The 23,054-nt window shown below is 68.2% G+C and carries 18 protein-coding genes and 1 pseudogene; 12 read left to right on the top strand and 7 right to left on the bottom strand.

Annotation, left to right across the window (positions count from 1 at the left end):
- The first annotated feature begins 72 nt into the window (after positions 1 to 72).
- The gene (locus tag AADI75_RS11535) at positions 73 to 729 is read left to right on the top strand and encodes a site-specific integrase (protein WP_341209169.1); all 657 of its coding nucleotides are present in this window, start codon (positions 73 to 75) and stop codon (positions 727 to 729) included.
- Between the two features lie 226 nt (positions 730 to 955).
- Positions 956 to 1,075, top strand: a pseudogene (locus tag AADI75_RS11540) (S-adenosylmethionine:tRNA ribosyltransferase-isomerase); the annotation flags it as partial.
- 41 nt (positions 1,076 to 1,116) lie between these two features.
- On the opposite strand, the gene AADI75_RS11545 reads toward AADI75_RS11540, so the two are convergent.
- Complete coding sequence (locus AADI75_RS11545; RefSeq protein ID WP_341209170.1) at positions 1,117 to 2,175, bottom strand: ferritin-like domain-containing protein; 1,059 nt, start codon at positions 2,173 to 2,175, stop codon at positions 1,117 to 1,119.
- Positions 2,176 to 2,228: 53 nt separating this feature from the next.
- Positions 2,229 to 3,224, bottom strand: coding sequence for a ferritin-like domain-containing protein (locus tag AADI75_RS11550; protein ID WP_341209171.1), 996 nt, complete (start codon positions 3,222 to 3,224; stop codon positions 2,229 to 2,231).
- A gap of 147 nt (positions 3,225 to 3,371) precedes the next feature.
- On the opposite strand from AADI75_RS11550, the gene AADI75_RS11555 reads away from it, so the two are divergent.
- The 6 genes from AADI75_RS11555 (at position 3,372) to AADI75_RS11580 (ending at position 8,851) form a co-directional block, all read left to right on the top strand.
- A complete protein-coding gene (locus AADI75_RS11555) occupies positions 3,372 to 3,950 on the top strand; it encodes a sigma-70 family RNA polymerase sigma factor (protein WP_341209172.1) in 579 nt (192 codons plus the stop codon).
- Positions 3,940 to 4,644 carry an anti-sigma factor gene (locus AADI75_RS11560; RefSeq protein ID WP_341209173.1) on the top strand — a complete coding sequence of 235 codons (705 nt, stop codon included), beginning with the start codon at positions 3,940 to 3,942 and terminating at the stop codon, positions 4,642 to 4,644. The genes AADI75_RS11555 and AADI75_RS11560 overlap by 11 nt, the downstream gene beginning before the upstream one ends.
- A gap of 214 nt (positions 4,645 to 4,858) precedes the next feature.
- On the top strand, positions 4,859 to 6,907 hold the full coding sequence (locus AADI75_RS11565; protein ID WP_341209174.1) for a hypothetical protein: 2,049 nt from the start codon (positions 4,859 to 4,861) through the stop codon (positions 6,905 to 6,907).
- Positions 6,904 to 7,428 carry a hypothetical protein gene (locus AADI75_RS11570; RefSeq protein WP_341209175.1) on the top strand — a complete coding sequence of 175 codons (525 nt, stop codon included), beginning with the start codon at positions 6,904 to 6,906 and terminating at the stop codon, positions 7,426 to 7,428. The genes AADI75_RS11565 and AADI75_RS11570 overlap by 4 nt, the downstream gene beginning before the upstream one ends.
- The gene (locus tag AADI75_RS11575; protein WP_341209176.1) at positions 7,425 to 7,826 is read left to right on the top strand and encodes a TadE family protein; all 402 of its coding nucleotides are present in this window, start codon (positions 7,425 to 7,427) and stop codon (positions 7,824 to 7,826) included. The genes AADI75_RS11570 and AADI75_RS11575 overlap by 4 nt, the downstream gene beginning before the upstream one ends.
- Positions 7,827 to 7,963: 137 nt before the next feature.
- Positions 7,964 to 8,851: an ATP-grasp fold amidoligase family protein gene (locus AADI75_RS11580; RefSeq protein WP_341209177.1), complete on the top strand. Its 888-nt coding sequence runs from the start codon at positions 7,964 to 7,966 to the stop codon at positions 8,849 to 8,851.
- Positions 8,852 to 8,860: 9 nt separating this feature from the next.
- Here AADI75_RS11580 and AADI75_RS11585 read toward each other — a convergent pair whose 3' ends face one another.
- The 3 genes from AADI75_RS11585 to AADI75_RS11595 all read right to left on the bottom strand — a co-directional run bounded on the left by AADI75_RS11585 (position 8,861) and on the right by AADI75_RS11595 (position 12,961).
- On the bottom strand, positions 8,861 to 10,309 hold the full coding sequence (locus AADI75_RS11585; protein ID WP_341209178.1) for a polysaccharide biosynthesis C-terminal domain-containing protein: 1,449 nt from the start codon (positions 10,307 to 10,309) through the stop codon (positions 8,861 to 8,863).
- Positions 10,310 to 10,486: 177 nt separating this feature from the next.
- Positions 10,487 to 10,954, bottom strand: coding sequence for a glycine zipper 2TM domain-containing protein (locus AADI75_RS11590; RefSeq protein WP_341209179.1), 468 nt, complete (start codon positions 10,952 to 10,954; stop codon positions 10,487 to 10,489).
- A gap of 297 nt (positions 10,955 to 11,251) precedes the next feature.
- Positions 11,252 to 12,961, bottom strand: coding sequence for an alpha-L-fucosidase (locus AADI75_RS11595; protein ID WP_341209180.1), 1,710 nt, complete (start codon positions 12,959 to 12,961; stop codon positions 11,252 to 11,254).
- A 150-nt stretch (positions 12,962 to 13,111) separates the two neighbouring features.
- Between AADI75_RS11595 and AADI75_RS11600 the strand changes: the two genes are divergently transcribed.
- Positions 13,112 to 15,016, top strand: a complete 1,905-nt coding sequence (locus AADI75_RS11600) for a CocE/NonD family hydrolase (protein ID WP_341209181.1) — start codon at positions 13,112 to 13,114, stop codon at positions 15,014 to 15,016.
- Positions 15,017 to 15,019: 3 nt separating this feature from the next.
- On the opposite strand, the gene AADI75_RS11605 is transcribed toward AADI75_RS11600, so the two are convergent.
- Both AADI75_RS11605 and AADI75_RS11610 read right to left on the bottom strand, forming a co-directional pair.
- Positions 15,020 to 16,324: an ATP-binding protein gene (locus AADI75_RS11605; RefSeq protein WP_341209182.1), complete on the bottom strand. Its 1,305-nt coding sequence runs from the start codon at positions 16,322 to 16,324 to the stop codon at positions 15,020 to 15,022.
- Positions 16,321 to 16,998, bottom strand: a complete 678-nt coding sequence (locus AADI75_RS11610) for a response regulator transcription factor (protein ID WP_341209183.1) — start codon at positions 16,996 to 16,998, stop codon at positions 16,321 to 16,323. The genes AADI75_RS11605 and AADI75_RS11610 overlap by 4 nt, the downstream gene beginning before the upstream one ends.
- A gap of 85 nt (positions 16,999 to 17,083) precedes the next feature.
- On the opposite strand from AADI75_RS11610, the gene AADI75_RS11615 reads away from it, so the two are divergent.
- The 3 genes from AADI75_RS11615 to AADI75_RS11625 are packed head-to-tail and all read left to right on the top strand — an operon-like array spanning position 17,084 to position 22,952.
- On the top strand, positions 17,084 to 18,346 hold the full coding sequence (locus AADI75_RS11615) for an efflux RND transporter periplasmic adaptor subunit (RefSeq protein ID WP_341209184.1): 1,263 nt from the start codon (positions 17,084 to 17,086) through the stop codon (positions 18,344 to 18,346).
- Positions 18,343 to 21,525 (top strand): CusA/CzcA family heavy metal efflux RND transporter, encoded by a 3,183-nt coding sequence (locus AADI75_RS11620; protein WP_341209185.1) that lies wholly within the window; start codon positions 18,343 to 18,345, stop codon positions 21,523 to 21,525. Before AADI75_RS11615 ends, AADI75_RS11620 begins: the two co-directional genes overlap by 4 nt.
- On the top strand, positions 21,522 to 22,952 hold the full coding sequence (locus AADI75_RS11625; protein WP_341209186.1) for an efflux transporter outer membrane subunit: 1,431 nt from the start codon (positions 21,522 to 21,524) through the stop codon (positions 22,950 to 22,952). Before AADI75_RS11620 ends, AADI75_RS11625 begins: the two co-directional genes overlap by 4 nt.
- Positions 22,953 to 23,054: the final 102 nt, after the last annotated feature.

Consider the following 23,054-nt stretch of genomic DNA (forward strand, 5'->3'; position numbering starts at 1 on the left):
AGGGGGTCCCTTTTGCACGCCGATAGGGGGTTCCTTTTGGACGCCGATTGACAGCACGTCGTCCTCAGCTACATGTACAAGCTCGCCAAGCGCTGGGGCATGCCCGGTGCCGAGGTGAACCCGCTACTCGGTGTGCCGCTCCCCAATCCGAACAATGAACGTGAGCGGTTCCTGACCCCCGAGGAAGCTCGCCGGTTGAAGGCCGGTGCCGAGGCTGACGACAATCCGATGATCAAACACATCGTCGCTCTGCTTCTGCTCACCGGATGCCGGAAGCGCGAGCTACTCGACGCCCGTTGGGAGGACTTCGACCTCGCCGCACGTCAATGGAAAGTCCCAATGGCGAAAAGTGGCAAGCGGCGATTCGTGCCGCTCTCGTCAGAAGCGCTCGAAGTGATTGGACAATTGCCAAAATGGGATGATTGCCCCTGGCTGGTTCCCAACCCGGAGACGAAGCTACCCTATACTTCGATATATTATGCTTGGCACCGTTCTACCAAGCGTGCAAACCTAAAAGGCCTTAGAATACATGACCTTAGACACAGCTGCGCTAGTGCGATGGTAAATGCTGGTCAGTCGCTTTACGTCGTCGGCCAAGTGCTCGGGCACGCTCAACCCCGCACGACGCAACGGTACGCGCACCTCAGTCAGGACACCCTTCTCGCCGCGGTCGATGCGGCTGCTGGGTTCATGGGCACGACCTGGACGGACACTGACCCAACGACCTGACGCCCCGCGCCCCAAGCTCGGATCGAGAGTGCGCTCCTCTCGATCTGGGCGGGCGATGGGTCAAATGGGCCGGCAACCAACCGGCGAATGCGATGCTCGATTGAGGCCAGCGGGCAATCATGCCGGGCAGTCAGATTGGGTCCGCGATGGGTCGAAGGAAAACGGGCCGCCGAAACGGAAAAGTTTCCATTATTTTTCTTCAACTATCTGAAAACGCGGGGGAAATCTGTTCATGCTGGTATCGGCGCTGATGGGGCTCGACCGGATGCAGGCGGCCTATGCGCATGCAATCGAAAGCGGCGATCGCTTCTATTCCTACGGCGACGCGAGTTTGCTGTTGCCGTAACAGGCGGCCGCCCGGGTGATGCCACCCGGACGGCGCGTGCGTTACGACGAAAGCCCGACGCGCAGCGCGGCGTTGGGGTTGTTCGTCCCGTTGGGGAAGAACCCGCCGCCGGTGCGATTCGCGCCGGTCGCGTTCAGGTAGACGATGTTGTGCACCTGCTCGCTGCTGCGGCTGTAGGCGATGCCGTTGACGTTGGCGGGCACCAGGTTGGCGCCGTTGCTGCTGTCCACCAGCCCCTGGTCGTCGTCGGAACCGATGCCGCGCACCGCATCGTCGGTCGGCCGGCCGTCGAGCAGGTCGCGCGCGTCGGAGATGCGCGTCGTCGCGGTGATGAGCGCCGCGGTCGACATGCCCTTGGCGTAAAGGACGGTGCGCACGATCCCCGCGTGATACGCCTCGGCCGCGAGGATGCCGGCCGCCGCCTCCAGATAGGTCTTGTTCGTCAGCAGCGGTGCCGCGCCCTTGTAGGCCGTGACCCCGACGTCCTCGAACAGGAACGCGCCCAGCAGGAAGTTCTCCGGCGAGGCATAGGGGTTGAACGTGTCGGTCATCGCGATGACCCCCGCCGCGCGCGCCGCCGCGGTGAAGGCGCCGTTCGCGCCGCCATCGATGTTGATGTTGGGCATCGCCACCGCCGCCGAGCCGAGCGCGGCGCGCAGGAAGGCGACATGCGCCGCCTCGTCCGCCGCGATCTCGCGGGCATAGGCGCCCACCACGGGATCGTTGGCGAAATTGACCTTCGCCCCGCCGGTGACGGTGCCGCCGGCGGTGCCGGTGCCGCTGGCGGTCTGCGCGGCGGACAGGCCCGTGCCGTTGACCGCATAAAGATAGAATTGCGCCTCGAGATATTCGAGGTTGAGCGCGAGGTTCAGCACGTCGCTGTCGGTGATCGCGGTCGGGGTGGGCGTGGGTGTCGGCGAGGGCGAGGGCGTCGGCGTCGGGTCCACCGAGTCGCCGTAATCGCCGTAACAGCCCGACAACAGCGAGGCGCCGCCCAGCAGCACCGCGCCGCCACCGGCAGCCTTGAGGAAGCCGCGACGGGCCGCGCGCCGCGCGTCGGCGGCGGACAGAATTTCGAGAGCCTTGAACGGATCGATCATGGGGAAGATTCCTTGAAAGCGTCAGGGGAACATCATCGGAAGCGCCGCTGCGCTCAGGTCGTCGACTTGATGTTTCCGTTGACGCCGTTGGGGAAGAAGCCGCCCATCGTCGCGGTGCCGGCGTTCAGATAGACGATGTTGAGCACCTGTCCCGGCGTGCGGCTGAAGGCGAGGCCGTTGCTGTTGAGCGGCGACAGGTTGGCGGTCAGCGTGTCGCCGGAACCGGACGGCGCGATGCCCTGATCGTCGAGCGGTCCGATGCCGCGCACCTTGTCCTCGGTCGGCGCACCGTCCAGCGAGTCCCGCGCGGCGGCGATCTTCTCGGTGGCGTCGATGAGGCCCTGCACACCCTTCGAATAGAGCGTCGTCCGCACGATCGCGGCATGATACGCCTCGACCGCGAGAATGCCGGCGGCCGCCTCGAGGAAGGTCTTGTTGCTGAGCAGCGGGGCCGCACCCTTGTAGGCCGTCACACCGACGTCCTCGAAGATGAACGCGCCGAGCAGGAAATTGGTCGGCGATTCGTAAGGGTTGAAGACGCCGCTGGTCGGGTCGACCACGCCTGCGGCGCGGGCGGCGGCGGTGAACGGACCGTTTGCGGCACCGCTGATGTTGATGTTCGGCATCGCGACCGCTGCGGTGCCGAGCGCGGTGCGCAGGAACTTGACGTGCGCCAGCTCGTCAGCGGCGATCTCGCGCGCATAGGCGCCGACCAGCGGATCGCCCGTGAAGGTGACCGCCGCGCCGCCGGTGACGGTGCCGCCGGCCGCGCCGCTGCCACTGGCGGTCAGGTCGCTGGTCAGCCCGCTGCCGTTCACGGCATAAAGGTAGAATTGCGCCTCCAGATATTCGAGGTTCAGCGCGAAGTTCAGCACGTCGCTGTCGGTCACGCTCGTCTGCGCCAGCGCCGGATCGGCATAGGCGAAGGCGCCGCCGACGGCAGCCACCCCCAGCGCGGCGGTGAAGAAGGCGCGGCGGTTTTCTCGCCGCTTGGCGCGGCCGTCGAAGGTTTCGATCAGCAGATCCTGCTCGGTTCGGGCGTCTTGCATCGTCACTTTGCACCTCCCAACCCACGGGGGCGACACGGAAGCATCTTCCTCGACGTGGGCTAAACAGATACGGGGTGAACTTGAATTCGGATGCAGGGTTAATCGCGCGAGACGATAAATAGTTGATCCTGCCGGCGGAGTGATGCGGTGACGGGCAATGGGACACAGGCGGACGGGCCGCGCGCCGCGCTCGTCGCCGCGCTGACGCTGAGCGCGACCGGCGATCGAGAGGCGTTCCGGCGCGTCTACGAGCTGACCGCCGCGAAGCTTTTCGGCATCTGCCTGCGTATCTGTGGCGAGCGACAAGCCGCGGAGGACGTGTTGCAGGAGGTGTATCTGATCGTCTGGCGCCGCGCCGCCACCTATCGGCCGGATCGCAGCCATCCCGTGACGTGGCTGGCAACGATTGCGCGCAACCGTTCGCTCGATTGGCGACGCTCGCCGCGCGCGCGCACCGCAATGGCCGATGCTGCCGATGTCGACGAGACGGTCGACGACGCGCCGCTCGCCGATCAGCGGATCGTCGCGGGAGAGGACGGACGGCGGCTGGACGATTGCATGGACCGGCTCGACGATCGCCCGCGCGATGCGATCCGTTCCGCCTTCCTCGACGGGCTCACTTATGGCGATGTCGCGCGGCGCGTCGGGGTGCCGCTGCCGACGATGAAGAGCATCATCCGCCGCGCGCTGATCCGTTTGCGGGAGTGTCTGAACGATGACGCCTGACGACCGCATCCTCGCAGCCGAACTGGTCGTCGGCCTGTTGACCGCCGAAGAGGCCGCACGCGCCGAACAGCGCCGCACGGACGAGCCCGCGTTCGCCGCGGAGGTCGAATGGTGGGAGGCGCGGCTCGCGCCGCTGCTCGATCGCTATCGCGAGGTCGCGCCGCCGCCCTATATCGCGGCGCGGATCGAGGCGTTGCTGGAGGTGCCGCACATCGCGCCACGCCCCGCGCGTCTCCAGTGGCGCTCGCTCTCGCTCGGGGCTGCGGTGGGCGCGCTGGCGGCCTCGATCGCCGCCTGGCTCCTGACGCCGACGGTCGTGCCGGTGCCGGTGCCGCCCGTCAGCGCACCGACCGCACCGGTGCGGCTGCTGATCGCGCAGCTGGCGTGGACCGACAAGGCGACAGCCCCCGGGCCGGTGGCGGTCGTCGATCCGGCCAGCGGCGCGCTTCGCCTCAGCCGCGGGGTCGACGCGCCGGCGGATCGCGTTGGCGAGCTGTGGCGGATACCGGTCGGCGGAAAGCCGGTGTCGCTCGGGCTGCTGCCCGGCGCCGCGGCGCCGGCGATCCGCGTGGCGCAGGCGAACCTGCCCGCGACCGGCAGCAAGCTGGCGGACTCGATCGCGCCGCGCGGCGGCTCGCCGACCGGGCAGCCGACCGGGCCGGTCGTGGCCGCGGGCGTGGTCGAGCGGCTGTAACCGCGGCGGTCGCCGCTGCTGCCTGTCGATCATGACGACGTGACATCGACCGTCGTTGCGAGCGGAGCGAAGTGATCCAGCGCGTCCTGGTCCGACCCTCGATTGCTTCGCTCCGCTCGCAATGACGATCATCGTGGCGTCCCCGCGCTTTAAAGCTCGCTTTCAACGGGTTCCGAGCTGAATTTGTTTACGAAACCACATTAGCAAATGGGGCGTGCCGAAACGGAACCAATGCGCGCCCACGTGGCTGAAGACCTTCCTCCACCATCGTGGCGGCGGAGTCAGCGTGCTTGCGGCGCTGTCCGCGGTCGGCGTGATCGGCATGGCGAGCTTCGCGGTCGACCTCAACCGCGGCTATGAGACGATGGTCGCCAACCAGCGCGTTGCCGATATGGCCGCGCTCGCCGCGGGCGTCGCCTATAGCGCAGCGAAAAACGAAACGATCCTTCAGCCGACCGCGCAGGACCTCGCCAGGGTCAACGGCATCACCACCGGCACCGTCGTGGCGCAACTGGTCACCGACGTGCCGACGCCGGGTGCGAAGGCGGTGCAGGTCACGATCACCGTGCCGATGACCGTCACGCTCGGCCGTGTGCTCGGGATCGGCGCGGGTTATCCGGTCAAAACGGTCGCGACCGCCAGCCTCGCAACGCAATCCACCGCGGGGTGCATCGTCGGACTGGCCAATTCGGGCAAGGCGATCGAGACGCAGGGTGGCGCGTCGATCAACGCACCGGCGTGCGCGGTGGCTGGCGTCGGCACGGTCGCCAACAACGGCAATGCGATCAGCGCGAAGAACATCATCTCGGGCGCGGGCGACATCGTCAACAATTACGGCACGCTCGCCGCCGATCTGCTCCGCTATGCCGGTTCTTTCACGAACCCGAGCTGGAACAACAACGTGCCCGGCGCGGACAAGCGCGTTCAGCAAAGCTCCACCGTCGCCGATCCGCTGGCCGACAATCTCGATCTCAGCAGCGCGCGCTCGCTGATCGGCAACTGGCGCGCGCCGGCCGCGCTTTCCAATCCGACGACGCCGAGCGGCGGGGCGGTGTGGTCGTTCAGCGGCTCGCCGTCGCTGGCGGTTGCCGGGTTTCGCAGGGGCAACAGCAGCAATTTCACCGTGCCGGCGGGCAATTACACGATCGACTCGATGGACGCTTCCGGCGGCGTCAGCGTCACGTTCAGCGCGGGTTCGACGGTAACGGTGGCGCGCGGCGTGGCCATCAGCGGCGGGGCGACGGTCGTCTTCGGCAACGGCACCTACCGGATCAACGGTGGCTTTACGGGAAGGGACGTGACGTTTGGCGACGGTGAACTGTCGATCGGGCAGGGCACCGTCAGCCTCGGCGGAACCAACCGGATCGGCACCGGGCCGGTGACGATCAATGCGCCACTGTCGCTCGGCGGCGGGACCACGCTGGCGATCGGCGCGGGGGCGCATGCGTTCGGCGGCATCTCGGTCGGCGGCGGCAGCTGGCTGACGATGGGTGACGGGTCGCTCGACGTGGCCGGCGGAGTGTCGGTTGGCGGCGGGTCGACGATCATCGCGGGCGCCGGCAACGTGACGATCTCCAATCCCGGCGACCGCGCGATCTTCGTGGACGGCGGCGCCTACTTTTTCATGGGCGACGGCTTGTTCAGCGCCAATGGATCGATCGTGACGGGCGGGGGCAGCCGGCTGGTGTTCGGCAAGACGGCCAATCACCTCATCAACGGCGACCTGTCGGCATCGGGCGCGGTGTTGTTCGGTGCCGGCCGCTATACGATCAAGGGCGGTTTCGCGAACGGCACTGGCGGCGCAAACAATGGCACGCCGTCCTGGCCCTATACCTCGCCGATCACCAATCAGACCTGGGGGACCAGTCTCGAAGGCGTCAGCGTCGGCGACGCGGACATGGCCGGGGTCAACGTCAGTCTCATCCTGTCGGGGACGGTCAATCTGGGCGGCGGCGCGAAGACGATGCTGATCGCGCCCGGCACGACGACCAATGGGGGTGCGATCGCCGACATCCTGATCGACAGCCTGACTTCTGCCGACACCAGCTGGAGCGCAGGGGCGACCAACGTGTTCAGCGGCGCGGTGCATCTGCCCAATTCGGCGCTGACCAGCAGCGGCGGCAACAGCACGAATTCGAGCACCCGGTGCTTCATGCTCGTCGCCTATCGCGTGACGCTGACGGGCGGCGCCACGGCGGGGTCGACCTGCACGGGGCTCGGCACCGGCGCCGGGGGCAGCGGAACGGTGGATCTGATCTCATGAGCCTGCGCATCATGCCTCTCCGTCGACTTGCCGGCGATCGTCGCGGCATCGCTGCGGCGGAATTCGCATTGTGGATGGTGCTGTTCTTCATCACCATGCTCGCCGCGCTCGACATCGGTTCGTTCTCGATCGAGCGCGCGCGGCTGGCGCAGGCGATGAGCGGCGCGTCGATCGCGGCGTTCAAATCGCGCGATACGGTGAACTTCACCGCCTTGCCCGCCTATCTGCGCAGCGCCTCCGGGGTCACGACGCCGGGCGCGCTGACGGTGACGGTCGGCTGCAACGGCGGGCAGGACAATTGCGTCAACACGTCGCGCACCTGCTCGTGCCTCACCTCGACGGCGACGTTGGTGCCCGCGGGCAGTTGCGGCGCGCCGTGCGGCAGCGGCGCGTCGGCGAACAGCCAGTCGGGCTATTATATGAAGATGACGGCTTCCTATCCCTTCCGCCCGGCGCTGCTGCCGCGCGGGATGCTGGGGAACGGCGTGGTGTCGCAGAGCACGACGGTGCGGCTGCAATGATCCGCGACGAACGCGGCGCGACCGTGATCGAATTCGCGCTGATCCTGCCGCTGTTGCTGATGGCGCTGTTCGGGCTGATCGAGGGCGCGCGGCTCGTCTGGATGGATCAGGCGCTCGATCAGGCCGCCTATAGCACCGCGCGTTGCCGCACGATCGCCAGCGTCGCGTGCGACAGCGCCGCCAAGCAGGTGAGCTATGCGGTGCAGCGCGCGAAGGCGAACGGCATCACGGTCGATCCCGCCAATGTCGTCATCGATCCCGCGGCGACCTGCAACGGCGTGACCGGCGCGTTGCTGGTCACCTTGACGGTCAACTTCGGCTCGCCGGTTGGGAAGCTGTTGCCGCTGCCGCGCACGGTGCGCGGCCGGTCGTGCCTGCCGGTGCTGCCCAGGGTGTAGGCGTCACGGTGACGCGACCGTGAAGAATTGTAAGAAACCGACATTCCGCCGGGGTGGACAAGCGTCTATGGCGCTGCCGTCTGCGGGCCGGGGCTCGAGGGGCAGCCGGGATGCAACGGCCCGGTGGGAGAGATGTGTTGGCGAACCTGCTGCAGTCCGTGATGCGGGCGGTCTTTACCGCGCTGCCCGCCAAGCAATCCTTGCAGGCGCAGTATCTCAAGGCGCTCGGCGAGTGGCCCGACCTCGACCAGCCGAAGACCTTCAACGAGCGGGTGCAGGCGCTGAAGCTCGCGCCGCACAACCCGTTGCTCCCGCTGCTGGCCGACAAGGTGCGCGTGAAGGACTGGGTGGCGGAACGCGTCGGCCGCGACGTGGTGATCCCGACCCTGTGGTCGGGCAAGGTGCTGCCCGCGCAGGTGCCGTGCGCGGCGCCGTTCGTGGTGAAGGCCAACCATTCGTCGGGCTGGAACGCGTTCATCCGCACCTATGACGACGCGACTTGGCAGCAGCTTCGCGTCACCAGCAAGACGTGGCTGGAGAACGACTGGTACCCCTTCCTGCACGAATGGTGGTATAACGAGATCGACCGGCTGCTGCTGATCGAGCCGATGATCGGCGAAAACCTCAACGACTATAAGTTCTTCTGCTTCAACGGGCAGGTCCGCGCCGTCCAGGTCGACGCCGGGCGCTTCACCGATCACCGCCGCAGCTTCTACGATCGCGACTGGCAGCAGATGCCGTTCAGCCTGGCGCACGACCAGATCGAGGGCGAGGTGCCCGCGCCGCGCCATCTGGCGCGCATGATCGAACTGGCCGAGACGCTGTCGTCGGGGTTCGCCTTCGCGCGGATCGACTTCTACGATCTCGACGCCGGGCCGATGTTCGGCGAGATCACCTTCGCGCCGGGGGCGGGGCTGGAACGCTTCTCGCCACGCTCGGCGGATCGCATGATGGGCGATTGGTGGGCGGAAAGCGAGCAGCGGCTGGCGCCGTCGCGATCGGGCGAACTGCCGATCGCGGTTTGATCGCCGCGATCAGCGGCGCACGAACTTCGCCTTGATCGTGCGCACCTGATCGAGCCGCAGCAGCAGGATCGCCGCGGCATAGACCAGTCCACCCGCGGCGAGCGCGACCAGGGTCATCGGCACCCCGGTGACATGCGCGAACGGCAGCAGCGCCGCCGCCATCGCCGCGCCGGCGACCAGCACCTTGGCATTGTCGCGCCCCAGCAGCCGGATGCCGAAGGTCCGCCGCGCCAGCACCGCGCTGACCGCATAGCCGCTCGCCTGCGCCAGCAACGAGACGCCCGCGATCCCGATCAGGCCGTAGCGGTGCAGCGACAGCGGTCCCAGCACCACGAAGGTCGCGATCGCCAGCGCGGGCGCGATCATCAGCAGCCGCATGTGCCGCGTCAGCTGGAACGCGACCTGCAGGTGATAGATGGTCAGCAACCGCAACAGCGCCGCTGCGGTGACGAGCGGCAGCAGCGGCGCGCTCTGCGGCGCCAGCCGCGCGCCGAGCAACAGATGGCTGACCGGCCCGGCCAGCACCGTCGCGGCGACCAGCACCGGCAGGCACATCGCGACGTACATCACCGCATTGCCCTCCAGCAGCACGCGCGCCTTGTCGGGGCCCTCGTCCTCATAGGCGCGGACCATCGCGGGATACATGGTGATGTTGACCGCCAGCATCGCGAATCCCAGCGTCTTCTGCAGCAGGTCGGACGGCGCGGCGTAATAAGCGACGCTGGACGTGCCCAGGATATGTTCGACCTGATAGCGGTCGAGCACCCCGACGCCGTACGACAGCCCCGAACTCAGCATCAGCGGCGCACCGAGCTTCAGCATCCCGCCCATCACCTCGCGATCCTCGGCGCGCCCGCCCGCGAGGCGCAGCCGCCGCCAGACCGCATCGGTGGCGATCCCGCCGATCACCGCGACCGCCTGGCCGATCACCAGCCCGAGCAGCACCCCCGACAGCCCGAGCCCGTAGCCCAGCACCAGCGCCAGCCCGATCACCAGCGACAGCGCCGAGCGCGTGACGATCACCCAGAAGGTGTGCCACGCCGCATGGCGCGCGCGGCTGATGACGTTGAGTTGCGTCAGCGCGACCTCGCTGACGAGGAAGACGAACAGCACCCACATCCACTGCGGCCCCAGCCCGAAGATCGTGTGCCCCGAGATCGACAGCACCGCGGTCAGGATCCCGAGCAACAAGATCAGGCCGAAGACGATCGTGAACAGCGCATCGGCCCGGGCCGGATCGATGCGGGTCGCGGCGGTCGGCGAATAGAGCGTCCGCGCGCTGACGATCCGCGCCCATTCGAACAGGATTGCGTTGATGAGCAGCGCGGTGGTGGTGATGAGCGTGAACTGCCCGAACGCGACCGGCGGCAGCAGCCGCACCCACAGCAGCAGGGAAACGAAGTTCAGCCCGCTGGAGATCGCCAGACTGAGTGTGTTGAGAACCGCTGGACGCGCCACGATCTTCCTCTTCGACGAACCGCCGCGAGCCATGCCGGATTTGTGGCGCGGCCACCATGCGCTTGTCGCGAAAGATGTTGCGGCGCAATACGAAAGAGCCCCCTTCCGTCGGGAAGAGGGCTCAGGAGACGAAGGGACCGCAGCGGCGGTCGACCTCCGGCAGGACGGGAAAAGCGGTCAGCGCTGGCAGTAGCGCGGATTGTCCGACCGCTCGACCGCGCTGCCGGCCAGCGCGCCCGCGCCGGCGCCGATCACGGTGCCCAGCGTGCGGTCGCCGCCGCGATCGATCGTGCGGCCGAGCAGCCCGCCGGCGATCGCGCCCAGCACCGTGCCGGTCGTCCCGCTCTGGCACCGGGCGCGATAGCGATAGCGGCGGTCGTCGCGATCGTAGCTGCGATAGCGGTCGTCGCCGCGATCATATCCGCCACGGTCATATTCGGCATAGCGCGGGCCACGGTTCCAGCCGTCGCGATACGCGCTGCGATAGGCGCGGTCGTGGTCGCGATAGCCGTCGTCGTCATAGCCGCGATCGTCGCGCTCGTAATACTCGCGCTGTTCCCACCGCTGCGCCTGCGCCGCGACCGGCGTCAGCGCCACGATCGCCAGCGCCGCAGACCCGAGACCGACCGACATCTTCCTGAACATGATCCAGCTCCCCTCACGCACCACCGCCGCAGGCCGGAGCGGCTGCGACACTGACGGGGATAGACTCGCGCGATTGAGCGGAGACTGAATGCGTCCGTTATCCCGCGTTAAGCTCGCCGGCCGCGTGCACCGACCGGCCCCGAGGGCGGACGCCATCGCGCCGATTCAATCGCGCCCGCCCCCGTCAGGGCAGGGGGGGGGGGGGGGACGTGGCCGGAGCTGGTCTCGGTGAGACTCGGCCCCACCCCCTTGCCCCTCCCCTGAAGGGGAGGGGAGTTGGTTTCATGTCATCGCACCCTAAACCACCGAACCCTCGGTCAGCCCCGATCCGCTGAGGATCAGCGCAACACCGATCTCGTTGCGCAGCGCGGGCGGCAGCGTCACCTCCAGCGCGTCGCCGGTGCGGACGAAGCGCAGCGGCGCGTCGCTGCCCGGTACGGTGACGCGCTGCACCGTTCCACGCCCGACGCGATTGTCCTTGGCCAGCAGCGTCAGCCGCGCGACCCCGTCCTCGGGCCAGCCGAGCACCAGCGCATGCAGCCGCTCGCCCTTCGTCACATAGCGGATGTCTTTGGGGCCATAGAGCGACTTCGGCCCGCCCTCGGAGAACAACCCACCGCCGCCGTTGCGCGGACCCTCGCCGTGCACACGCCACGGGCGGGTGGCGTAGATCGCGTCGCCATAGCGCTGCATCCACGCAGCGATCCCTTCGACGATCCGCTCTTCCTTGTCGTCGATCGTGCCGTCGCCGCGCAGCGGCACGTTGACCATCAGATTGCCATTCTTCGACACCACGTCGCACAACGTGTGGATCACGGTCGCGGCGGATTTGTAGCGGTCCTGATCGTAGACCGCCTGATCGTAATGCCATTCGCCGATGCAGGTGTCGGTCTGCCACGGGAAGCGCTCGATATAGGTCTTGCCGCCGCGCTCGACGTCGTCGACCACGCCCATCCGGCGCTGCGGCGGAATATTCTTGCCCGTCACCACCGCCTGCACCTGCCCGCGGTTCCACGCCATGCTGCGGTTGTAGAAATAGGCGGTGATGTCCAGCCCGGCCTGTTCGAGCGGCAGATCGAAATTGTCGAAATAGACCAGATCGGGGCGATAGCGGTCGATCAGTTCCTGGCAGCGCAGATACCAGTTGCGCACGAACGCCGGATTGGCGGGCGTGCCCTCGTTCCACATCCGGTCGTGCGCCTCGTGCCACGCATCGGCCTCCAGCAGCGTTTCGATCCCGTCGGGCATGATGTCGTCGCGCCCGGTATAGAGTTGTTGCGGGTCGAGCCCCTCCCACCATTTGCCCTTGCCGTCGGCGGCGGTCAGCCGGAACGCGTCATAGCGCTGCCCGCGCCGCGGCCCCTCGGGGTCATAGCCATAGGCGGCCTGATTCCAGTGCCACGCATGCGCCGAATGGTTCGACACCCCGAAGCGCAGGCCCCGTTCGCGCGCCAGCTTCTCCCACGTGCCCACGATATCGCGCTTCGGCCCGACGCGGGTGCTGTTCCACGCGTGATGCGTCGAGGCATAGCAATCGAGATTGTCGTGGTGGTTGGCCAGCGCCATGAAATAGCGCGCGCCCGCCTTCTGATAGAGGTCGATCAGCCGTACCGGGTCCCAGTTCTCGGCCTTCCAGCGGTTCTGAATCTCCATGAAGCCGGTATCGGCGGGGTGGCCGTAGTTCTTCAGGTGGTGCGCATATTGCGACGACCCCTGAAGGTACATGTTGCGCGCATACCAGTCGCCCGCCGCGGGCACGCATTGCGCGGTCCAGTGCGCCCAGATCCCGAATTTGGCATCGCGAAACCAGTCCGGCACGCTATAGCCATCGGTCAGCGAGCGCCAGTCGCCGGTGAAGGCGCGCGGCGCGGGGACGCGCACTGCGCGCGCGCCGCCGGGCCGGGTGCTATAGGCGCACGTCCCCGCGCTCGCCGCGCCCGCGGGCACCGCCGCCAGCGCCCCCGCGGTCGCGCCCGCGCCCAGCGCCTGCCTGCGTGTCACCTTCATGGCCGTTCCTCCCGCTGCGCTCTTCGATTTGAGAACTGGTTTTCATCATCATGCCCGGTGACCTGTCGCATGGCCACCCCCTTTCGATCGGCTTGCGGCGGCGGCCGTCCTGCCGCACAGATCGCGACAACAATCCTGCCGGAGTTTTCCATGCGCCGTTCCGTGCTGTCGCTGCCGCTCATCGCCCTTGCCACCATCGCGGCGCAGGCACCCCAAACCCAGCCGCCCGCCGGCGGCGACATCCCCGCGACCTTCCGCCTGCCGACCGTCGCGCGCGACTATATCAAGCAGGAAGTGATGATCCCGATGCGCGACGGGGTGAAGCTCCACACTGTCATCGTCATTCCGAAGAACGCGACCAACGCGCCGATCGTGCTGACCCGCACGCCGTACAACGCCTCGGCGCGCGCGAACCGCAGCGACAGCCCGTCGATGCTGAACGCGCTGCCGCTCGCCGACGAGATCTTCGTCAAGGGCGGGTACATCCGCGTCTATCAGGACGTGCGCGGCAAATATGGCTCGGAGGGCGATTATGTCGTGACGCGCCCCGTCATCGGCCCGCTTAATCCGACCAAGGTGGATCACGTCACCGACGCGTATGACACGATCGACTGGCTGGTGAACAAGGCGAACCTGCCGCAGTCGAACGGCCGCGTCGGGATGATCGGCTCGTCTTATGAAGGCTTCACCGTCGTCATGGCGCTGCTCAACCCGCATCCCGCGCTCAAGGTCGCCGCGCCCGAAAGCCCGATGATCGACGGCTGGATGGGCGACGACTGGTTCCATTACGGCGCGTTCCGGCTCGCCAATATCGCCTGGCTCGGCGGGCAGACCGGCTACAAGAGCGGCGGGCCGCTGCCGCCGACCGGCGGCTATGACGATTACGACAATTTCCGCGACAAGTCGGCGGGCGACTGGGCGAAGCAGTCGGGCTACGACCAGCTCCCGTATTGGACGCGCATGTCACAGCATCCCGCCTATGACGCGTTCTGGCAGGGGCAGGCGCTCGACAAATTGCTCGCCGCCAACCCCTCGAACGTGCCGACGCTCTGGGAACAGGGGTTGTGGGATCAGGAGGATATGTACGGCGCGATCACCGCATGGGAGGCGCTGAAAGCCAAGGGCAAGCTCGGCAACAATTTCCTCGTCATGGGGCCGTGGCGGCACAGCCAGGTCAACCGCGAGGGGCGCAGCCTCGGCCCGTTCCAGTGGAACGGCGACACCGCCGCGCAATTCCGCGAACAGATGGTGCGCCCGCTGTTCGACCAGTATCTCAAGGACGGCGCGCCCGCGAACCTGCCGACCGCCGCGATCTACAACACCGGGGAGAACCATTGGGACCGCTTCGCCACCTGGCCGCTGGCGTGCGAACAGGGCTGCGCCGCGCCGCTGACGCCGATGTACCTTCAGGCCGACGGCGGGCTGTCGCTCGTGAAGGGCACCGCGGGCGGGGATGCCTATGTGTCCGATCCCGCCAAGCCGGTTCCGCACCTCCCCCGCCCGGTCAATTTCGACGACGGGCGCTGGGGCGACTGGCTGGTCAGCGACCAGCGCCCGGCCGACGGTCGCACCGACGTGATGACCTATATGACGCCAGTGCTGACGCAGCCGATGCGCGTGTCCGGCGCGCCGATCGCGGACCTTTATGCCAGCACGACCGGCACCGACGGCGATTTCGTCGTCAAGATCATCGACGTGCTGCCGCCCAACGTCGCCGACGCCAAGATGGGCGGTTATCAGCTGCCGATCAGCCTCGACATCTTCCGCGGCCGCTACCGCGAGAGCTTTTCGAAGCCCAGCGCGATCCCGGCGGGGAAGGTCCAGCGCTATCGCTTCCGCCTGCCGACCGTGAACCATGTCTTCCAGCCCGGTCACCGCGTGATGGTGCAGGTCCAGTCGAGCCTGTTCCCGCTCTACGACCGCAATCCGCAGACCTATGTGAAGAACATCTTCTTCGCGCAGCCCGGGGATTACCGGAAGGCGACGGTGACGATCGAACGCGGCGGCGCACAGGCCAGCGCGGTGCTGCTCCCGATCGTGCCGGTGGTGCCATAGGCGTCAGGCGTCCCCCAGCGCCAGACACGCCCGCAACCCGCGCCCTTCCTCCCCCGGCGCGAGGGTCAATCCCCCGCCATGCGCCGCGGCGATCCGCGCGACGATCGACAGCCCCAGCCCCGAGCCGCCGCTACGCGCCTCGCCCTTCCAGAAGCGCTCGCGCATCTTCACCAGCCTCTCGGGCGGGATCGGCGCGCCGTCGTCGCACACGCACAGCCGCCCGCCCGGCCCAGCAACAACCGTGATTCGCGACCCCTCCGGGGTATGGCGAACCGCATTGTCGATCAGGTTCTCCAGCGCCAGCACAATCGCTGCCGGCTGGCCGGGGATGACCACGGCACCGTCGACCCGCAACGCGATCGTCCGCCCCGAGGCGAGCACCGCCGGCGCACGCTCCGCCACCACCTCTTCGGCAAGCGCGCCGAGATCGACCGCCGCGCCGTCGTCCTGCACCGGCCGCTCCAGATCGGCGAGGCTCAGCAATTGCGCGATCACCCGCGCCGCACGGTCGACCTGCTGCAACAATGCCGCGCGCGCCGCCGGATCCGTCACCGCATCGGCGCGCAGCCGGATCGTCGCCAGTGGCGTGCGCAGCTCGTGCGCGACATCCGCCGCGAACGCCGCCTGCGCCGCGAACGCCTGCTCCAGCCGGTCGAGCGCAGCATTGGTCGCCACCGCCAGCGGCTCGATCTCGGCGGGCAGCGTGCCCCGCGGCAGCCGCCGGTCGAGCGTCGCCGGCCCGATCGCGGCGGCGGTCTGCGCCGCGGCGCGCATCCGCCGCCGGATCCCGCGCGTAAGCCACGCCGCCATCAACGGCCCCAGCATCACGAACGGCAGCAGCAACAGCACGAACCGCTTGAGGAAGGTCGTGACGATATCGTCGGTCACCACCTCGGGCGCGGTGCTGTCCTGCGCCACGACGATCCACCGCGCCCCCGCCGGCCGGCTGAGCACCGCGATCCGTCCGCGCCGCACCAGCACCGGCTGACGCGCCAGCGGCACCGCCGGCATGACCGTCGCCCCGCGCGCGGCGATCACCTGCCGCCCGGCATCGACGATCGCCAGCGACAGCCCGCCCGCCAGCAGGTCGACGCCTGCCATCGCGCGCGCCGCATCGCCGCGATCGGCGCGCAGCCGGTCGGCGACGCGCTGCGCCTGCTGGTGGAGCACCTCATGTTGGTAGTGCCGCGCGACGCGGTGGAGCAACGCCCCCACCGCCAACGGCAAGGTCACCGCGGCGGCCAAGGCGATCGCGATGTGGAGCAGCGCGAGCTGCCCGAACAGCGACCGCGGCCACCACCGCCTCATGCCGCGCTGCGCAGCAGGTAACCGACCCCGCGCACCGTATCGATCCGCGCGCCGGTCCCCGCCTCGTCGAGCCGCTTGCGCAGCCGGTGGACATAGACCTCGACCGCGTTCTTCGACCCCTGATCGCCGCCCGCCCCGAACAAATGGTCCTCTACGACACGCTTGGGCACAACATTGCCCGCGCGCCGCAGCAGCAGTTCCAGCAATTCGGTCTCGCGCGTCGATAAGGTCAGCACCGTCTCGCCGACCCGCACCGTCCGCGTCTCGACGTCGAAGGTCAGCCGCGCGCACGTCAGCGAGACGCCCAGATACCCGCCCTGCCGCCGCAGCACCGCCAGCAACCGCGCGTGCAGCTCGTCGGCGTCGAACGGCTTGACGATATAATCGTCCGCCCCGTCATGCAGCCCGCGGACGCGCGCCTCGACGCTGCCGCGCGCGGTCAGTGCCAGCACCGGCCGCGTCTCGCCGCCCGCGCGCCGCCGCCGCAGCCACGCCAGCCCGTCGCCGTCGGGCAGCCCGAGGTCGAGCAGGATCGCGGCATGGTCGACCGCCGCCATATACGCCTCGGCTTCGTCGAGCGACGCGGCATGATCCACGGTCAGCCCACGTTGCAGCAGCGCCGCGGTCAGCGCCTCCGCCAGCGCCCGATCATCCTCGATCAATAATATGCGCAAGAATCCCCCGCAGCGCAGCAATCGTCAGGTACATGTAAGCCGGCCTCGCTACGCGCCTTACGGTTCACCGTACGCAGAGTCGATCATGCACGCAGCCGACGAATCCGTTCCGCTTCCCCCCGCGAACCGCCTGTCGCGCCCGGCGCAGTGGCGCTGGCTGGCGATCGCTGCCGCCGCGCTGGTCGGCGCGGTGCTGCTCGTCACGCTGATCGGCCAATGGACGCACAAGGAAGAGGCGCCGCCTGCTCCGCCGCCGCCCGGCACCTTCCGCCCGACGCCGGCGCAGCTCGCCGGGCTTCAGACGATGCGCGTCGGCGAGGGGTCCTCGGCGGAGCAATTGCTGGCGAGCGGCGCGATCACCGTCGACGGCGACCGCAGCACGCCCGTCCTGATGCCCTATGCGGGTCAGGTCGTGAAGGTGCTGGTCGAGGCTGGCGAACGCGTCGTGCAGGGCCAGCCGCTGATGCTGGTGCGCACCGGCGATTTCGTCGACGCGCGCAGCGGGCTGTTCGCCGCCCGCGCCGCCTATCAGAACGCGCAGGCGCAGCTCGTCGCGGCGCAGCGCGCGGCGGATCGGCAGAAGCAGATCTACGAAACCGCCGGCGGCGCGCTGAAGGATTACCAACAGGCACAGGTCGATCTCGCCGCCGCCCAGGCCAGCGCGCGCACCGCCGCCGCCGCGCTGGGCGCGGCGCGCGACAAGCTGGCGGTGCTCGGCAAGTCGCCCGCCGAAATCCACCGACTGGAGAATGTCAGCGAAGTGGCGGGCATCCACGACGTCACGACGCTCCACGCGCCGATCAGCGGGCTGATCGCGTCGCGCGATGTGGCGGCCGGGCAATATGTCGGGCAGGGCGGCGACAAGCCGGTGATGACGATCACCGATCCGTCGCGCGTCTGGCTGGTCGCGCAGGTCGCGGAGGGCGATGCGGAATCGATCCACGTCGGCGATGCCGCCACTGTCACCACGCCGGCGCTGCCCGGCCGCACGTTCAGTGCGCGGATCGATCTGGTCGGCGCGGCGCTGGATCCCGTCACCCACCGCCTGCCGGTGCGCGCCGCGATCGCCAATCCCGGCGGCGCGCTCAAGCCGCAGATGTTCGCCAGTTTCGCGATCCGCCGCGCCAGCGCGGGCGCGGAGATGCGCGTCCCCGCCGCCGCGGTGATCCACGAAGGCGAGCAGGCGCGTGTCTGGGTGGTCCAGCCGCACGGCGTGCTCGCCGCGCGCGACGTCGTCACCGGCGACAGCCAGAACGGGCAGGTCGCGATCGTGAAGGGGCTCGCCCCCGGCGAGCGGATCGTCACCGCCGGCGCGCTGTTCGTCAACGAAGCGGGGCTGGGCGAGTGAACCGCATCGTAGGATTCGCGCTGCGTCAGCGGCTGCTGATCGTCGGCGTCTTCGTCACCATGCTGGTGGCGGGCGTCATCGGCTTCCTGAACCTCAATATCGAGGCCTATCCCGATCCGGTCCCGCCGATGGTGGAGGTCATCACCCAGACGCAGGGCCTGTCCGCCGAGGAGATGGAGCGCAACGTCACCATCCCGATCGAGGTGCAGATGGCGGGCATCCCGCATCTGACCGCGATCCGCGCGATCAGCCTGTTCGGCCTGTCGGACATCAAAATCCAGTTCAGCTACGATTACACGAACGAACAGGCGCGGCAGCAGGTCATCAACCGCCTGTCGCAGCTGCCGCCGCTCACCGGGGGCGCGCAGCCGACGCTGTCGCCGACCAGCCCGGTCGGCGAAATCTATCGCTACCGGATCGCCGCGCCCAAGGGCTATTCGGTGATGGACCTCAAGACGTTGCAGGATTGGGTGTTGCAACGCCGTTTCAAGCGCATTCCCGGCGTGATCGACGTCACCGGCTGGGGTGGCAAGCTGCGCGCCTATGACGTGGTGATCGATAACGATCGGCTCGCCGCGCACAATGTCACGGTCAATCAGGTGCTGCAGGCGATCGCGAAGAGCGACGGCAACGTCGGCGGGCAGACGATCAATTTCGGCGCACAGGCCGCGATCGTCCGCGGTGTCGGGCTGATTCAGTCGCCCTCGGGGATCGAGAACGTGCTGGTCGGCACCGCCGGCGGACAGCCGGTGCTGGTGAAGGACGTGGCGAAGGTCACGATCGGCAACACGCCGCGGCTCGGCATCGCCGGCTACAACGATCAGGACGATATCGTGCAGGGCATCGTGCTGATGCAGCGCGGGGCGCAGTCGATGCCGACGATCGAACGCGTCCAGAAGGAAGTCGCCGAGATCAACGATTCGGGCGTCCTGCCCCCCGGCGTTCGGCTGGAGCGCATCTACGACCGCTCGGATCTCATCAAGCTGACGATCCACACCGTGCTCGAAAACATGGTGGTCGGCATCTTGCTGATCTTCGCGCTGCAATGGCTGTTCCTGGGCAATTTGCGCAGCGCGATCATCGTCGCGGCGACGATCCCGTTCGCGCTCGCCTTCGCGATCCTGATCCTCGTGTTGCAGGGCGAAAGCGCCAACCTGCTGTCGGTCGGCGCGCTCGACTTCGGGCTGGTGGTCGACGCCTGCGTCATCATGGTCGAGAATATCTTCCGCCACATGGTCGAACGATCGGCCAACGTCGAGAACGGCAAGGGCCATTACTCGCTCGCCAGCCGTTTCTCGGCGGTGCTGGGCGCGTCGAGCGAGGTCAGCCGCGGCATCTTCTTCGCCGCCGCGATCATCATCGCCAGCTTCCTGCCGCTGTTCACGCTGACCGGGGTCGAGGGGCACATCTTCGGCCCGATGGCGAAGACCTATGCCTATGCGATCACCGGCGGGCTGATCGCGACCTTCACGGTCGCGCCGGTGCTCGCGACCCTGCTGCTGCCCGACAAATTGTCGGAGGTGGAGACGTTCATCGTCGGCCGCCTGCGCCGCGTCTACGAACCCGCCGCTGCCTTCGCGCTCGGCAATCGCGTGCTCGCGCTGGGCGGCGGCGTGCTGTTGCTTCTGGTCGCGATGGTCGGGGTGCGCTCGCTCGGCATCGAATTCCTCCCGCATCTGGAGGAGGGCAATATGTACATCCGCGCCACCTTGCCGGCGTCGATCAGCCTTGAGGCGGGCGAGCCGACCGTCAACGGCATCCGCCGGATCATCGCGCAATATCCCGAGGCGACCGCGGTGCTCTCCGCGCACGGCCGCCCCGACGACGGCACCGACGCGACCGGCTTCTTCAACGCCGAATTCTTCGTCCCGCTCAAGCCTGCCGACGAATGGCCGTCGGGCGTGACCAAGGAGAAGCTGATCGACGAATTGTCGAAGCGGCTCAGCGCCAGATATCCAGGCGTCGACTTCTCCTTCTCGCAGATCATCGAGGACAACGTCGAGGAAGCCGCCTCGGGGGTGAAGGGCGCCAATTCGATCAAGCTGTTCGGCCCCGATCTGCCGACGCTTGAAAAATATGCCAACCAGATCAAGGATCAGATGGGCAAGGTGCGCGGGATCGAGGATCTCGGCGTGTTCCAGTCGCTCGGCCAGCCGACCGTGCGGATCGACGTCGACCGTGCGCGCGCCGCGCGCTACGGGCTCACCCCCGACGATGTGAACGGCGTCGTCGCGGCGGCGATCGGCGGCAGCAGCTCGGCCGATCTCTACGAGGCCGGCACCGACCGCCACTTCCCGATCGTCGTCCGGCTCAAGCCCGAACAGCGCGATTCGCTGGAGGCGCTGCGCCGGATCACGATCGGCGCGCCGGCGCTCGACGGCAGCGCGCAGACGATCCAGGTGCCGCTGTCCGAGGTGGCGAACGTCCGCCTGACCTCGGGCGCGTCGTTCATCTATCGCGAGCATCAGGAACGCTACATCCCGATCAAATTCTCGGTGCGCGGGCGCGATCTGGGCGGCGCGGTCGACGAGGCGCGCGCGCGGATCCAGCGCGAGGTGCATCTGCCCGCCGGCTATCATCTCGAATGGGCGGGCGAGCTGGACAATCTCAACAATGCGATCGCGCGGCTGGAAATCGTCGTGCCGATCAGCCTGCTGCTGATGCTGCTCTTGCTCTACGCCAATTTCGGGTCGATCCGCGACAGCCTGCTCGCCTTCGCCGCGATCCCGCTCGCGGTGGTCGGCGGGGTGCTGGCGCTGGCGCTGACCGGCACTGCGTTCAGCATCTCGGCGGCGATCGGCTTCGTGGCCTTGTTCGGCATCGCGGTGATGGACGGCATCCTCGTCGTCACCACCTTCAACAATGCGATCGACGAGGGGCTCGTCCGCGCGAGCGCGGTGGCGACGACGGTGCGCCACTCGCTGCGCCCGGTGGTGATGACCTGTCTGGTCGCCGCGATCGGTCTGCTCCCGGCGGCGATGTCGCACGGCATCGGCAGCCAGGTGCAGAAGCCGCTGGCGCTGGTCGTGGTCGGCGGGATGACGCTGGCGCCGGTGCTGATCCTCTTGATCCTGCCGGTGCTGATCGACCGCTTCTCGAAACGCGTCGCCCCCGCCGATCGCGGCGCGCATGGCCGCGACGTCGGACATCATGAAGGCGGATCGGAGGTGATCGCATGACCCGCACGCTCGCCCTGCTGCTCGGCTGCACCACGATCGCGGCGTGCACCGTCGGCCCGCGCGACCTGGACGCGCATATTGCGCTCCCGGCTGCGACCACGCCCGCCCCGATTGCGCCCGACAGCGGACCGGGGCAGGTATTTTCGGGGTCGTCCGCGTCCCCGGCGGCATGGTGGACCGCATTTGGCAGTCCGCAACTCGATGTTCTGGTCACCGAAGCGCTTCGCCACAACAACGACATCGCCACCGCCGACGCCTCCTTGCGGCAGGCCGCGGAACTGGCGCGGGCGGCGGGCGGTGCGCTGCTGCCCCAGGCCGATGCCAGCTATCAGGCGGAAAGAACGCGGGTTTCTGACGCGATCTCGCCGGTGATCGCGAACCAGAACCAGCAACTCTACACGCTCCACACCGCGCAGGTGAACGTCAGCTACACCCTCGACGCCTTCGGCGGCACCCACGCCCGCCTCCGCTCCGCCCGCGCCCAGGCCGCCGTCCAGCGCAGCCGGTTGAACGCGGCAAGGACCAGTGTTGTCAGTAACTTGGTACAGGCGGTGATCCAGCGCGCGGCGCTCGCCGACCAGCTCGACGCCGCGCGCACCGCGGTGACCGTCAACCGCGACATCCTCAACCGCCTGCAACTCCGCCAGAAATTGGGCGCGGTCGGTGCGGCCGACGTCGTCACCCAACAGACCGCGCTTGCCGCCGCCGAAGGCGCGCTTCCCGCTCTCGTGCGACAGGAGGCGCATCAACGCGTTGTAATCGCGGCATTGCTCGGCCGCGTGGCGGGTGACGCTTTGCCCGACCTCCCGACGCTCGCGCAGCTGACGTTACCGACGCAACTGCCGTCGGTGCTCCCCTCCGACCTCGTCGCGCAGCGCCCCGACGTCCAGGCCGCGCGCGCGCAACTGGAAGGGGCAGGGGCCGACGTCCAGACCGCGATCGCCGCCCGCCTCCCGTCGATCACGCTCAGCGCCAATGCCGGCGGCTCGGCACAGCGATTTGGTGACATGTTCAAGGGCGGCAACCCGTTTTGGACGCTGATCGGCGGTATTGCGCAGCCGCTGTTCCACGCCGGACAGCTCCGCCATCAACAGCGTGCCGCGGAGGCGGCGCTCGACGGCGCCAAGGCGGGGTATCGTACCGCGGTGCTGACCGCGTTCGGCGACGTCTCCGACGCGCTCACCGGCCTGTCGACCGATGCGGTCGCGCTCGATGCGGCGACCCGCGCCGCCGACGCGTCGAACCAGGCGTTGATCTTCGCGCGGCGGCGGCTGGCGCTGGGCGACATCGACACGCTGACGCTCCTCAACGCCAGCGCCGCAGACGCCGACGCGCGTGCGCAGCTGGTGCAGGCCCGCGCCGCGCGCCTCACCGACACCGTTGCGCTGTTCGCTGCGGTCGGAGGGCGGATCAGTCCGCCCCAATAACATGTGCGGCATCATGCAAATGGAAAAGCAATCCATTGGTTTACAAGCTGACGGATTGCCTTTTATTGTCTATAGCGACAATATAAAAAGAAGAAGAAAAGT

The sequence above is a fragment of the uncultured Sphingomonas sp. genome (assembly GCF_964021865.1).
Taxonomy (GTDB): Bacteria; Pseudomonadota; Alphaproteobacteria; order Sphingomonadales; family Sphingomonadaceae; genus Sphingomonas.